This window comes from Chryseobacterium sp. GW823-FHT05E08, assembly GCF_058795655.1.
In genome coordinates, this window is sequence record NZ_JBXAHY010000001.1 from 1,216,331 (window position 1) to 1,230,260 (window position 13,930).

Genomic DNA, 13,930 nt, shown 5'->3' on the forward strand with positions numbered 1-13,930 from the left:
CAACAAAAAAAGCCTTCAAATAGTAATATTTAAAGGCTTTTGTTATTTTCTCAACTACAATGTAATTGAAGATTTTTGTTAATTATCTTTATTTTAAAGTATCGATAATATAGCTTTCACGATATCATCATAAACTTGTTTATCTTTTTCTCCGGTTCGGGCTAAAACCCTGATTCCGGAATAATTATTAAAGATAAATCTTGCTAAAACTTTGGCGTCCATTTTTTTAGAAATATGTCCTAAATCCTGACCTTTTTGAACTGCATTTGTAAAAATTTCTTCCATGGTTTTGGCGTTGTTTTGTACAATTTTCGCAATTTCTTGGTCGTGCATAGCAAGTTCAACCGAAGAATTGACCATAAAACATCCTTTTGTGATTCTATCTTCTAAACTTTCAATAATTGCCTGTTTAAAAATATCTTGCAGGGTTTCTTTTATATTTTCAGACGTTTCAAAAAGATCTATAATCTGATCCTGGGATTGTTTTTGGTACTTCTTTAAAGATTGTACAAATAGTTTCTGCTTATCTCCAAAAGTATCGTACAAACTCGAACGACTTAAACCAAGATGTGTTACCAAATCCTGCGCGGAAGTTCCATTATAACCTTTATGCCAGAAAATCTCGATTGCTTTGTCTAAAGCTTTATCTTCATTAAATTCTTTTGTTCTTGCCATGATCTTCAAAATTATATTTCTTTACAAAGATAATAAAATAACGGAACATTCATTCCGAAATTTTAGAAAAAATTTTTAGACTACTGGATTTACAGTCAACCCACCATCAACAACGATTTCTGTTCCTGTAATAAATGATGCATCATCTGAAGCAAGGAAACTCACTGTTTTTGCAATTTCACTAGCCTGTCCGAAACGTTTCAATAAAATTTTCTCTCCTAAAACTGCTCCAAAACCTTCAACTTCTTCTTTTGCTAATCCTAATTTACCATAAAGCGGAGTTTCAACAGGACCAGGAGATACTGCATTTACTCTGATTTTTCTTGGCGCTAATTCTGTAGCGAAAACACGGTTTAAAGATAGTACTGCTGCTTTGCTTGCGGCGTAAACACTTGAGTTAGGCATACCAACATGTGCATTGATTGAAGTATTAAAGATAATTGAAGCTCCATCATTCAGGATAGGCAATAATTTTTGAACAGTAAAGTAAACTCCTTTCACGTTTGCATTCATGATGCTGTCGTAATGTTCTTCTGATGCTGAATCTACAGGTGCAAAAGCAGCGATTCCGGCGTTTAAAAATACAATATCAACTTTTCCAAATTGAGAAGAAACTTGTTCAACTAAACTGTCGATTGATTTTAAATCTGTTTGATCGGCTCTGATTCCGGTTACATTTAATTCTGTTTCAGCTTGTTTTAGAGATTCTTGGTTTCTTCCAGTTATAATTACTTTTGCCCCCTTAGCTGATAATTCTGCTGCTGTTGCTAATCCGATTCCGCTATTTCCTCCTGTTACGATAGCTACTTTGTTTTCTAAATTTTTCATTTCTTAAATTGTTTTGAATTATTAATTATTAAATTTTGATAGGACAAAGATATGATAACGGAACGATCGTTCCGTTATTTACAATGTTAAATTTTTGTTAAATTTTATTTCGCCTTTTATTTGAATCAAAAAAACTGTTTTTAAAAGAATATTTTTTCGGGTATGTTTGTCATCCTGAAAGGATCTAAATATAGTATTAGAAGGCTGCTTGGAAAAGCTCGTGCTTGGATTCTTTCAGAATGACAAATATTGCGGGTCTAAACCTCACAAGTTTTAAAAACCTGTGAGGTTTATTTTCTATAACAATCGCAAATTCCTAGCCCTGATCGCAGCATTTGTTTGAGCTCATTTTTTGTATTAGGTTTCGACGCGGTGGCAAAGCCACCGCGTCGAAACCTAATACAAAAAATGGCGAGTGCGGAGAGCAGGAAATAGCTCCTTAAAAATAATCCGGTGCCATTCGAAACAGTAAAATACCTTCAAATAAGAAAAATAAAAGTGCAGATACTTTTAATAATGATTTCGTTTAATGCCCAATTTCAGCATTTTGGAAGCAAGCGTTGTAGGGGGAACTCCAAGAATTTTGGCAGCACCATCCTCACCTCTTATTCTGCCACCGCATTTATTCAGGATATTGAGAATATGGATTCTTTCGTTCTCTTCAATGGTTTTGTCTTGCAAAAGATCTTCGTCTTTATCATTATTTTTTATATTAATGGCTACAGGTAACGGAATTATATTGATACTATCTCCTTTCGTTAAAATGACACTTCGCTCTATAAGATTTTCCAGTTCACGGATATTTCCCGGCCAGTTATAGGTGAGCAGACTTTTTATTGAATCCGCGGATAAATTCAGTTCATTCTTTTTTAATTTTTCACAATATTTTTTGATGAAATGCTGAGCCAAAATGCCGATATCTTCCTTACGATCCCTTAATGCAGGCAATTCCAGTGGGAAAACACATAATCTGTAGTATAAATCAAGGCGAAATTTTCCTTCGGCAACTTCTTTTTCGAGATTACGGTTCGTTGCTGCGATAATTCGGATATCAACTTTTATAGATTTGTGGCTTCCGATACGTTCTATCTCCTTTTCTTGCAAAACGCGTAATAATTTCACCTGAATTTCTAAAGGGATTTCTCCTATCTCATCCAGAAATAAAGTTCCGTTGTGTGCCTGTTCAAATTTCCCGATATGTTGGTTAATTGCTCCCGTGAAAGAACCTTTTTCGTGTCCAAAAAGTTCTGTTTCAATTAAACTTGCAGGTAATGATGCGCAATTTATTTTAATTAAAGGCTGATCTTTTCTTGAAGACAAATTATGAATTGCATTGGCTATTTTTTCCTTACCTGTACCACTTTCTCCTGTTATTAATACGGTCGTATCAGTAGGTGCGACCTGACTTATAAAATCAAAAACGCTAAGAAGTAAGGGACTTTTACCAATAATTCCTTCAAAACCATTTCCTGATGAATTTAAAGTTACAATATCCTTTACATTATCATTTTGTCTGGCAATTATATTTTCTACATTGTAGATAAAATTATCCTGCAATCTTTTACAAATTTCCAGATGTTTTTCGTCAAAAACTAATGGATTTTTACTGTAAAATGAAAAAATAAATTTCCCTTTTTTACTGATTGATAAAGGAATTGGCAAGCTAAGATTAGATTTCATTCCAAGATAGTTTGCCGTAATTTTATGTAATGTAGGTTCCGCTATTTTCTTTTGAAAATCTTTACCATTGTACATGCAGATGTTATCTTCGGTGATTGTGTTTTTTAAAATCGTTTCTAATTCATGAAGTTTTAATTCAGTTAATTCTTGGAATCCGTTCAAAGTAATTTTTTGATATTCATTAAAACCTGTTCTCAAAAATCCGAAAATTATATTGTCAATCCCTTCATCCGTAATATAGGTAGAAATCATCAAATCAAACGGGATAATTGGCTGTAAGGCCGTACACATTTGATATAAATATTCATCCCAAGTTCCAAAATTCGAAACTAGATTTTTAAGCTGTCTCTGAAAAAGCTGTTCTTTTCTTACAGAAGATTCGATGTTATATTTTTGATGATATCCTGCAATCTGCATCATGATCAAAAGATCTTTTTCACGAAATGGTTTTACCAAAAAACCATACGGATGAGAAGCTTTTGCCTCACTTAGAATATCTTCACTCGAATTGGCCGACAAATAAATGAAACCAATATTTTCTTCTTTTAAAAATTTAGCCAGATCAAGACCCGTTTCTTTTCCCATCAGGAAAATATCCAAGAGCACAAGACCCGGTCTTTCTTTTAGAATGTTTTCTTTTGCGTCGTTTACACTTCGTGCAATTCCCAAAATCGGATAACCAGCGTTTTTCAGCATCAATCTTAAATGATTGGCTTCTACAAAATTATCTTCAACAATTAGGATTTTTGTGCTTGTGTCCATTTCTTTAAATTGTAAAAATTAGTTCGATTTTTGTTCCTGATTCATTGCAGATTTTAAAATCAGCCAAAATATCTTCGCTCAGTCCTTTCATTAGTTTTAATCCTAAAGATTTGCTGTTTTCAGGACTAATTGTTTCGGGAATTCCTATCCCATCATCCCAGATCGTCAGGTGAAATTTCTCATTTTCCTGTTTCAAAATGATGGTTACAACACCCTGCCTGTTTTCAGGAAAAGCATATTTTATGGAATTGGTTACCGCTTCATTTAAAATTAAACCTATCGGAACAGAATGTGACAGCGGAAAATCTACCTTTTCAATATCAAGTGAAAATCGGATTTGCTTTCTAACATCAAATGAATCAGATAAATAATAGGTAAGATCTAAAATATACGATGGCATATCAATCATCGAAAGATTTTCGGACTGATACAATTTATCATGAATCATCGACATCGATTCTACCCTTCTCTGACTTTCTAAATTAGCATCAATCGCTTCATTGCCCTGCAAATATTCGTTTTGGCTTGCCAATAATCCGACTACCATGTGCAGATTATTTTTTACCCTGTGATGGATTTCCCGAAGCAACCACTCTTTTTCAGTAATTGCATTTTTTAATGAAATATTACTTTGTCTGATCTGATCTTGCTGTTCTTTAAGAATAAGATTATTTTTTTGTTTTGATTGATAAGCCCTGTACAGAAAATAAATAAAAGCCAAAAGAATAACAAAACCTCCAAACATGATATTTCGGATCAAAGATGCTTTCTCGAGGTTACTATTTTGTAGGATAGATTCACTTTTTAGATTGGTGATGTACTTGTCTTTTTTTTCAGTTTCATATAATATGTTCAGCTTATTAATTTCATTTGATTTTTTTTCATCAAAATATCTCTTTCTAAACCTCACATATTCTTTGTAATGCATCAATGCAGGCTCTAATCTTCCTTTCGCTGAATCAATTTTATATTCCCAAAGATTATAATCAGCATAATAACTGTCTTTATTGAGCTTTTTGCAGACATTGAGGTGTAATTTATTGTAATAAATTGCCTTTTCGTAGTCTTTTAAAGCTAAATTTAAGTCAATTAAAGTAGTGTAAACCAACACTAAGACATCATAATCCTGAACTTCTTCAATATTGGAAATTATTTTCGCCTGATATGGCAACGCTTTTTCATACTGCTTTTTGTGAACATATATTCTGATTAATATACAATCGAGTTTAAAGGAATTTGTAGTTCCGATTTTTGGATATTGCTTCTTTATGTCTGTAATTAATGTTAACGCCTTATTATACTGTCCGGTTTTAAGCAAAGTGCGGGAAATATTGCCGACAATCGCTCTGATATCTTCAATACTGTTGAAATCCTGAGCAACTTTTAATGATTTCTCGTAATACTGTAACGCGTTACTATAATCGTTCATTTCTTCGTAAGCCAAACCAATTCTATTATAAATTACATATAGAAACGATTTTTTCTCACCTAATTTTTCGGCGGTATTCAGAGCCAGAAAACCATACTTTAATCCTTCTTTATAATCTCCTAAAAATATGTAGGCCGCGCCCATGAGATCATAAATGTTGTCTAGCTTTTTATAATGACTTTGCTGATATAAGGTTAGCGCTTTCTTTAGACAGTTCAGTGCTTCCTTTCCATTTCCAATTAAAAGATAAATATCGCCCGTTTCTTTATAACAGTCTCCCAAACGTTTTTTGTTGTTGGCTTTTGCGAAATACGTACCCGCTTTTTGAAGATAAAAAATACGATCCTCATAACTCATTCCCATCAGCGTTTTACTAGACCAGATCATCACCCAAGATTCTCCGAGTAAATTATATTCATTACTGTTACTCAGAATATTTATCGCCGCAGATGCATGTGAATAACTTTTATCGAAATGATTATCATGCTGCTCCAGCATAGAAAGCATGAGGTAAGAAGCACCCAAGCCCTTTCTATACTTGAGCATTTTGCTGATCGTAAAAGCTTGTTTTGTGTAAGTTATCGATTTTGCAACGGGCTCGATATTGTATTTATCTCTTTCGTAATAATAATTGCTTAAAGCCAACAGTAAATCGACTTTTTCTTTATCATCTTCTTTTAATTTCAAGCGTTGTTCTGCTCGAAGAACCTCTTCATTATTATTAAAACTACTTTGCGCACCTATAAATAACGGAGCTAAAACGAAAGCACACGTAAGGATAAACCTGTGTAAAAATAAGTATCGCAGTATTAGTTTTTGAGGTACCATATTTAAGGTAGAAATATTAGACTAATTTACGACTTAATCACCTGCAACGTATCTGTTAATCAGAAAAAAATCACATTTTTTATAAAACGAAAATACACTACTTTTTTTCGTTTTACGACGAAATATAGTTGGATGAAAATTTTCGTTTTCATGTTAAATATTTGATTATCAAAAAATTATAAAACGCGCCCGATTTTTGTCTGTTTTTAAAGCATAACAACCAAATCACTCAAATATGCAAACAGATAATCGAAAAACGATCCTTTTTATAACAGGAGCATTCGTCAGTAATGAATCCTGGAACGAATGGAAAGATTTTTATGAAAGTAAAGGATATAAAACCATCGCTCCGGCCTGGCCTTTTAAAGACGCTTCGCCCGAAGTTCTCAGAAAACGTCATCCGGATCCGGAGGTAGCTTCTATCCGATTAACTCAACTCATTGAACATTATGAAAAAATTGCAAAATCACTTAATGAAAAACCTATTATTATTGGTCATTCAATCGGCGGTTTAATTGCCCAGATTTTAAATCAAAAAGGATTGGCTTCTGCTACTGTTGCGATTCATTCAGTTCCTCCGCAAGGTATTATGACTTTTAAGTTTTCTTTTTTAAAAGCAGGTTGGGGACCGCTCGGATTTTTTACCTCTACAAAAAAAACTTTTTTCATGAGTTTTTCACAGTGGCAATATGCATTTGCAAACGGTCTTCCTCTTGAATGGCAGGAAAAAGGTTATCAACAATTGGCAATTCCGGAATCTAAGCTTGTTGTTCGAGATACAATAACCTCAGTCGCAAAAGTCGATTTTAATGCGCCACATCATCCAATACTATTCATTGCTGGTGATAATGATCATACCATTCCGCATCAATTGAATCATGATAACTATAAAAAATACACCGATAAAGATTCGGTTACCGATTATAAAGTTTTTCCCGGCAGAAATCATTTTGTTTTAGGACAACCCGGCTGGCAGGAAATCGCAGTTTATATTTTAGAATGGATACAAAAACAGAAAAATTAAATAAAATTATTAACAATTTTTAAAATCAAATACTATGAAAACAATCTACAAAATTGGACAAAGAAACAGAATGTTTCTTTTAAGCCTACTACCGGTTATCTTTTTACTGCTGACCTCCTTTAATAAAAAAGAAGCGCCTTCAAAATCTGAAACATCTCAAACAGTTGGTATCGATGACCCAAAACCGGCAAATCCGCCTGCTAATTTTAAACATCAAACCGCTTTAGTAAATGGTGTAAAAATTCATTATGTAATTGGAGGAAAAGGAGATCCGCTTGTTTTGATTCACGGTTTTGGACAAAACTGGTACATGTGGAACCGTCTTCTTCCTGAACTTTCAAAACATTTCACCGTTATCGCACCCGATTTAAGAGGTGTTGGCGAATCTGACAAGCCAGAAGGTGGTTATGATAAAAAAACAATGGCAAAAGACATTCATGAACTGGTAAAAAAACTGGGTTATAATAATATCAATCTTGCCGGACACGATATAGGACTGATGGTCGCCTACGCTTACGCTGCACAATACGGAAACGAAGTAAAAAAAATAGCGTTAATGGATGCTTTACTTCCCGGAATAGAGCCAGTTTGGTCACAAGTTTCGGCTTCAGCTTGGTGGTTCGGATTTTTTGCATGGCCAGCTTCAGGAGATATTGTTAAAGGAAGAGAAAAAGAGTTTTTAACTAATTTTTGGCCAATGGTTGGACACGTAAAAGATCCTTTTACAGCAGATGAAACTGCTGAATTCGTAAGAGCTTATGCTGTTAAAGATGGCGCAAAATCAACTTTTAAATGGTTTGGAAATTTCCCTCAGGACGGAAAAGACAATTTGGAATTTGCAAAAACAAAACTAAAAATGCCTTTACTGGCAATGGGCGGTGAATATTTTGCAGCGGCCTTCCTAAAAGATCATTCCCTATTAGTAGCTGAAAATGTTACAGAATCTAAAATTGCAGGTGCGGGACATTGGTTAGTTCAGGAAAATACAGCTCAGGTTCAGAAAGATTTATTGGCATTTTTTCTTGCGAAATAAATATCACATAAAAAATTTTTTAAACTTTTATTTTTACCACAAAAGAAACAAAATATTGACACTTAAGTTATTTTAAGCTGATTATAAAACTGCTCAAAAGAACACATAAGTTTTTAAAAATCTCTGATTTTTATTCTTTGCAAAACTTTTGCTTACTCAATAATTGAACTCTATAAATCAATAATATCTTTTGATTCTTTTGTGGTAAAAAATTATTCAATTTTCAACAAATTTCTCTTCAATAAAAATTTAAAAGACCAATTAAATCTAAAAAAATGAAACGAATACTTTTACTCCCATTATTTTTCTTTGGTCTGTTGATACAGTCTCAGGAAAAAGCAGACCTGATTGTTTATAACGGAAAAATTGCAACCATGCAGAAATCAGGTGAATTTGTTCAGGCCATTGCAACAAAAGACGGAATTATTCTCGCAACAGGAACTTCAAAAAGCATTTTAGACACTTATAAAACGACATCAACTAAAACCATTGATGCTAAAGGAAAAACGGTTGTTCCGGGCTTAAATGACAGTCATATTCATGTGATCCGTGAAGGCTTAAATTACAATTCTGAACTACGTTGGGACGGTGTAAAAACTCTAAAAAGAGCTATGGAAATGCTGAAAGAACAGGCTGCCAGAACCCCGAAAGGAGTTTGGATTAAAGTAATCGGCGGCTGGAATGAATTCGGATTTGAGGAAAAAAGACAACCCACAATTGACGAGATAAATGCCGCAGTTCCAGACAAACCAGTCTTCATAACCTATTTATATGGCAAAGCATTTTTAAACAAAAAAGGAATCGAAGTTCTGGGTTATACGAAAGACACTCATTACGAAGGAAGTGTTCTGGAACAGGATAAAAACGGAAACTTAACAGGATTAATGTTCGCCAAAGAAACTCCGAAAGCCATTTATACAACGTTAGGATTAACAACAAAATTAGCTCCTGAGGAAAGAATTAACAGTTCTCTTCAATTTAACAGAGAACTGAACCGATTTGGTTTGACCTCCGTTATTGATGCTGCGGGAGGTTCACAAAATTTCCCTGCAGATTATGCAACTTCGATGGAATTGGCGAAACAGGGCAAGTTGAATCTTAGGATTTCCTATTATTTGTTCGCGCAACAGAAAGGAAAAGAACTTCAGGATTATGAAAAATGGGTTGCCGAAACGGTAATCAATAAAAATGACAATCTTTTGGTTGCCAATGGCTATACCGAAGAAGGTGCAGGAGAAAATATTGTAGCTTCGGCAGCGGATTTTGAAAACTTTTTAGAGCCTAGAATTGTTCTTTCAGATGAAATGGAGCAAGATTTAGAGCCAATCATTAGACTCTTGGTTAAAAACAGATGGCCGTTTCGTCTTCATGCGACTTACGGCGAATCGATCGACCGAATGCTGAATGTTTTTGAAAAAGTGAATAAAGACATTCCATTTAATGGTCTAAGATGGTTTTTTGATCATGCTGAAACTATTACCCCTCAAGAATTAGAAAGAGTTAAAAAACTTAATGGCGGAATCGCTGTACAATTCAGAATGTATTTTCAGGGAGAACTGTATGAAAAAATGTACGGAGCTCCAAAAACTCAACTCCCTCCTATCAAAAAAATGATGGAAATGGGAATCCCAGTTGGGATGGGAACCGATGCAACCCGAATTTCTACTTACAATCCTTGGATGGCAATGCATTGGCTGATTACAGGAAAAACATTAGGCGGAATGCAGTTCTGGCCAAAAGATCAGGTTTTGGATAAGTTTACTGCCCTTCAATTGTACACTTCCGGAAGCGCTTGGTTTTCCGGTGAAGAGAAAGACAAAGGAAAATTAATCAAAGGAATGTATGCCGATTTCTCGATTTTATCTGAGGATTATTTCAATATTTCAAATGATAAGGTCAGAAATATAGAATCAGATTTAACGATTGTCAATGGAAAAATTGTTTATGGTGCGAGAGATTTTAAATCACTAGATCCTCCAATTGATCCTGTAATTCCGGAATGGTCGCCTGTGAAATATTTTGGTGGATATTCTAAGTAATTATTAAGCCAAAATGCCAATATTGTATCCCAATAAAGACGTTTTGAAGTCCTTTAAACGAGGTCTTTTAATGATCCGGAGAGGGTATGATATTAATCTGTATAGGTTTCGGAATAGTAATTTGGAGTCTTTTAATTATCCAAGCAGGTTGAAAACTCCTCTGTATAGGTTTCTAAATGGTTCGACGAGGTCTTTTAACCATTGCTAGGAGCTTTATACGTAGACGGATAGGTTTCACACTTGTTAGAACATATAAATAACCTCACAGAACAGGTACGAAACCTCGTCCGATCTTTAATAAACCTCATCGGACAGGATATATAACGTATCGGAACCTATAATTAACGTATCCGGATGATTTCAGAACGTATATTTTGGGGTTCGGAACGTCAAGATATGATCGTTTTAATGATCTTCAATAAAGAATATAAAATCTGAAAAAACTCAAAAAAAATCCCTTATGAAAACTCAAAATATAATTTCAATATTAATATTGCTCTTTTTCGGCAATATAGCGAATGCACAGTTTGCAATGCCCGATCATGTTCCGATTTGGGATGCTAATAAAGTGACTTTAAAACTGCATAAAATCTCAGAAAATGTGTACGCAGTTTCACCGAATACAACTGAAACTGAAACGACAAAAGGTATTCCACAGGCTACTTCAGCAGGATTTATTGTTGGTGATAAAGGCGTTTTGCTGATCGAAACGATGTTGAGCAAAGGATTGTATGATCAGCTTTATAAATTGATACGATCTGTGACAACTAAGCCAATCGTTTATGCCATAAATACAAGTGATCACGGCGATCACTGTTTTGGAAATTATTTGCTTCCAAAAGAGACGATTATCATTCAAAATGAATTCTGTAAAGAAAATTTGGCTAAAAATTATGACAATATTAAAAAATTCATGATTGGGCTGTTCGGGAGCAATCGCGGTATTGAAGAAAGTGTGTATCGTCCTGCAGATGTTACGATTGCAGTAAATCAAACGATGAAAATCGATATGGGAAAAGGAAATATTGTTGAAATCATTAATGTTGGAACCGCACAGTCTCCAGCCGATCTTTTTGTCTATCTAAAATCTTCGTCGGGAAATGTCTTGTGGGCAGGAAATCCTTTTATTGCAGAGAGTCCGGCTATTCCATGGTTGTTTGACGGTTATTTTTTAGAACCTGTTAAAAACCTCAACAAAATCTATAATATGATTTCTGATAAAGATATTGTAGTTCCCGGACACGGCAGAATTACCAACAAAGCAGGAATTAAATATACGATTGATTACGTAGCAGCTTTACAGACCAATGTAGAAAATGCCGTAAAAAAAGGGCTGACTTTAGAACAGACAAAAACATCTGTCACGATGAAAGAATTTGATAAAGGATACGAACTTTTCAATTGGCTGCATTTTAATTTCAATATTCCGAATGCGTACAAAGACATCAAGGAAAATGGTGTTAAATAATATTTTAATCATAAATGTTTAAACTTTTTATTTAACCGCAAAAGTTACAAAAGATTTGGATTTTTTTATTAAAGTTTATTATAGAATCTCTTTAATAAGAACACATAAGCTTTTAAAAATCAAAGATTTTTATTCTTTGGGAAGCTTTGATTATCTAAGCTGTTTATCCCGAATATCTTTTGTCTCTTTTGCGGTTACATTCAAATTAAGTTTAAAATAAAAAATGGCTAATCTTTAAAAATTCAATCATGAAAAATATAATTCTAACATTAGCTTTATTGATTCCTTTTTCAGGTTTTGCGCAGGAATTTCCGAACTTAAAATCGACCCGGCAGGATGAAGATTACAGTTTTCTGAAAAATGATACCATCAAAGATAATTGGTATAAAAAGATGAAATTTTTGCCATTAAATGCTTCAAAAAATACGTATTTAAGTTTCGGTGGCGATATAAGATTTCAATATTTCTATGCTAAAAATGAAAATTGGGGCGATGGAGATCAGGATAAAGACGGTTATGTTTTATCGAGATATTTATTTCATTCCGATCTGCATGTTGGAAAATATTTCAGGGCGTTTGTTCAGCTGCAAAGCAGTGTGGTTGGCGGAAGAATCGACCCGAGTCCTGTAGATGCGAATCCGCTTGAAGTTCATCAGGCTTTTGCAGATTTTAATTTTATCAATGAAAAAAGTAAAAAATTAATTCTGAGAGCCGGAAGACAGGAGCTTTCGTACGGATCTCAGCGTTTGGTTGCGTTACGGGATGGCCCCAATAACAGACAATCTTTTGATGGTTTGAAATTAATGACCGGAAAAGAAAATATGTCGGCAGATTTCTTTTTCACGCATTATGTAGTTGCGCGAGACGGTATTTTCGATGATAAATCTAATCAGGATCGACAGTTTTGGGGTAGTTATTTTGTATTTAATAAAGTTCCATTGATTAAAAATATTGATGTTTATTATTTAGGATATAAAAGAGCCAAAGCCAATTTCGATGATGCAACGGGAAAGGAAATCCGCCATTCATTAGGAACGAGAATTTGGGGTAAATCCGGAAACTGGCGCTACGACGGAGAAGCGGTTTATCAGTTCGGTGATGTTGCAGACAAAAACATCAACGCATGGACAGCTTCCATTAATGGAGGATATCGTTTTAATTCAATAAAATTTCATCCTGAAATAGGTTTTAAAACTGAATTAATAAGCGGAGACAAAACCAAGGGTGATTCGAAATTACAGACCTTCAATCCGTTGTTTCCGAGAGGTGCTTATTTTGGACTAGCTTCTGTAATTGGGCCTTCCAATCTTATTGATATTCATCCTTCTATCAGCTTTGAAATCACTAAAAACATCGACTGGATCATCGATTACGACATGTTTTGGAGATACAGCGGAAATGACGGAATTTATGCACCGAACACGTCTCTAATTTATCCCGGAAATACCACCACCAAAAAGAAAATCGGGAATCAGCTGGAGACGGAAATTGTCTGGGAACCGAATCCATTTCTTTATTTCAGATTGGAAGCAACCTGGTTTCAGGCTAAAGATTATATCGAAGCTTCTGGAATGGGAAAAAATATATTCTTTACGGGAATTACGACGCAGATTCGTTTTTAAAGATTCAATAAAATAATCAAAACTAAAAACCCAACAGTCATGAAAACGATACAATTAATTATAATCATACTATTTCTTGGTTTTTCTGCACAAATACAGGCACAAAATTATTCCGATGAGGAAATCAAAACCAAACAAACTGCAGAAAAGTTTTTTGAATATGTAGGATCAAAAGATCCGGAAAAAATATCTTCCATAATCTCGGAAAAAGTAGACTGGTATATCTTCGAATCTAAATATATGCCGTGGACAGGCCATCGTACCAAGAGAGCCGAAGTTGCGGAACTTTTCAAAACCCTCTTTACTTATTTTGTTGAAGGATCTGATAAGTTTGAAGCCCAATCTTTTTTATTGAGAGGAAATGAAGTGGCCGTTTTCGGGTTTGTTGAAAGAACGGTAAAGAAAACCGGAAAGCATTTTAAAATGCCATTTGCCATGCATATGACGATTAAAGATCAACTTATCAGTCAGTTTGCGATGTACGAAGAAACTTTGATTATCGAAAAAGCATTTCAATAAATTTATTTGCTCCCGCTTTGTTT

General features: G+C 34.3%; 10 protein-coding genes. 6 read left to right on the top strand and 4 right to left on the bottom strand.

Going from position 1 to position 13,930, the window contains the following annotated elements:
• Positions 1–93: 93 nt before the first annotated feature.
• The 4 genes from AC1Q7L_RS05590 to AC1Q7L_RS05605 all read right to left on the bottom strand — a co-directional run bounded on the left by AC1Q7L_RS05590 (position 94) and on the right by AC1Q7L_RS05605 (position 6,202).
• Positions 94–675 carry a TetR/AcrR family transcriptional regulator gene (locus AC1Q7L_RS05590; RefSeq protein ID WP_492306750.1) on the bottom strand — a complete coding sequence of 194 codons (582 nt, stop codon included), beginning with the start codon at positions 673–675 and terminating at the stop codon, positions 94–96.
• Positions 676–750: 75 nt separating this feature from the next.
• The gene (locus AC1Q7L_RS05595; protein WP_492306751.1) at positions 751–1,503 is read right to left on the bottom strand and encodes an SDR family oxidoreductase; all 753 of its coding nucleotides are present in this window, start codon (positions 1,501–1,503) and stop codon (positions 751–753) included.
• 510 nt (positions 1,504–2,013) lie between these two features.
• Positions 2,014–3,945, bottom strand: a complete 1,932-nt coding sequence (locus tag AC1Q7L_RS05600) for a sigma-54 dependent transcriptional regulator (protein WP_492306752.1) — start codon at positions 3,943–3,945, stop codon at positions 2,014–2,016.
• A gap of 4 nt (positions 3,946–3,949) precedes the next feature.
• The gene (locus AC1Q7L_RS05605; RefSeq protein WP_492306753.1) at positions 3,950–6,202 is read right to left on the bottom strand and encodes a tetratricopeptide repeat-containing sensor histidine kinase; all 2,253 of its coding nucleotides are present in this window, start codon (positions 6,200–6,202) and stop codon (positions 3,950–3,952) included.
• A 235-nt stretch (positions 6,203–6,437) separates the two neighbouring features.
• Here AC1Q7L_RS05605 and AC1Q7L_RS05610 point away from each other — a divergent pair, with 235 nt between their 5' ends.
• From AC1Q7L_RS05610 to AC1Q7L_RS05635, 6 genes are all read left to right on the top strand, one after another.
• Positions 6,438–7,226 (top strand): alpha/beta hydrolase, encoded by a 789-nt coding sequence (locus AC1Q7L_RS05610; protein WP_492306754.1) that lies wholly within the window; start codon positions 6,438–6,440, stop codon positions 7,224–7,226.
• A gap of 34 nt (positions 7,227–7,260) precedes the next feature.
• Positions 7,261–8,259 carry an alpha/beta fold hydrolase gene (locus AC1Q7L_RS05615; protein WP_492306755.1) on the top strand — a complete coding sequence of 333 codons (999 nt, stop codon included), beginning with the start codon at positions 7,261–7,263 and terminating at the stop codon, positions 8,257–8,259.
• A gap of 275 nt (positions 8,260–8,534) precedes the next feature.
• Positions 8,535–10,298, top strand: coding sequence for an amidohydrolase (locus tag AC1Q7L_RS05620; RefSeq protein WP_492306756.1), 1,764 nt, complete (start codon positions 8,535–8,537; stop codon positions 10,296–10,298).
• 460 nt (positions 10,299–10,758) lie between these two features.
• Positions 10,759–11,766 carry an MBL fold metallo-hydrolase gene (locus AC1Q7L_RS05625; RefSeq protein ID WP_492306757.1) on the top strand — a complete coding sequence of 336 codons (1,008 nt, stop codon included), beginning with the start codon at positions 10,759–10,761 and terminating at the stop codon, positions 11,764–11,766.
• A 248-nt stretch (positions 11,767–12,014) separates the two neighbouring features.
• Positions 12,015–13,388 (top strand): alginate export family protein, encoded by a 1,374-nt coding sequence (locus AC1Q7L_RS05630; protein ID WP_492306758.1) that lies wholly within the window; start codon positions 12,015–12,017, stop codon positions 13,386–13,388.
• Positions 13,389–13,427: 39 nt separating this feature from the next.
• On the top strand, positions 13,428–13,907 hold the full coding sequence (locus AC1Q7L_RS05635; protein ID WP_492306759.1) for a nuclear transport factor 2 family protein: 480 nt from the start codon (positions 13,428–13,430) through the stop codon (positions 13,905–13,907).
• The last annotated feature ends 23 nt before the right edge of the window (positions 13,908–13,930 follow it).

Excerpts from the sequence above, each read along its gene's own strand:
- AC1Q7L_RS05590 (WP_492306750.1), bottom strand. The coding sequence starts at position 675 with ATGGCAAGAACAAAAGAATTTAATGAAGATAAAGCTTTAGACAAAGCA.
- AC1Q7L_RS05595 (WP_492306751.1), bottom strand. The coding sequence starts at position 1,503 with ATGAAAAATTTAGAAAACAAAGTAGCTATCGTAACAGGAGGAAATAGC.
- AC1Q7L_RS05600 (WP_492306752.1), bottom strand. The coding sequence starts at position 3,945 with ATGGACACAAGCACAAAAATCCTAATTGTTGAAGATAATTTTGTAGAA.
- AC1Q7L_RS05605 (WP_492306753.1), bottom strand. The coding sequence starts at position 6,202 with ATGGTACCTCAAAAACTAATACTGCGATACTTATTTTTACACAGGTTT.
- AC1Q7L_RS05610 (WP_492306754.1), top strand. The coding sequence starts at position 6,438 with ATGCAAACAGATAATCGAAAAACGATCCTTTTTATAACAGGAGCATTC.
- AC1Q7L_RS05615 (WP_492306755.1), top strand. The coding sequence starts at position 7,261 with ATGAAAACAATCTACAAAATTGGACAAAGAAACAGAATGTTTCTTTTA.
- AC1Q7L_RS05620 (WP_492306756.1), top strand. The coding sequence starts at position 8,535 with ATGAAACGAATACTTTTACTCCCATTATTTTTCTTTGGTCTGTTGATA.
- AC1Q7L_RS05625 (WP_492306757.1), top strand. The coding sequence starts at position 10,759 with ATGAAAACTCAAAATATAATTTCAATATTAATATTGCTCTTTTTCGGC.
- AC1Q7L_RS05630 (WP_492306758.1), top strand. The coding sequence starts at position 12,015 with ATGAAAAATATAATTCTAACATTAGCTTTATTGATTCCTTTTTCAGGT.
- AC1Q7L_RS05635 (WP_492306759.1), top strand. The coding sequence starts at position 13,428 with ATGAAAACGATACAATTAATTATAATCATACTATTTCTTGGTTTTTCT.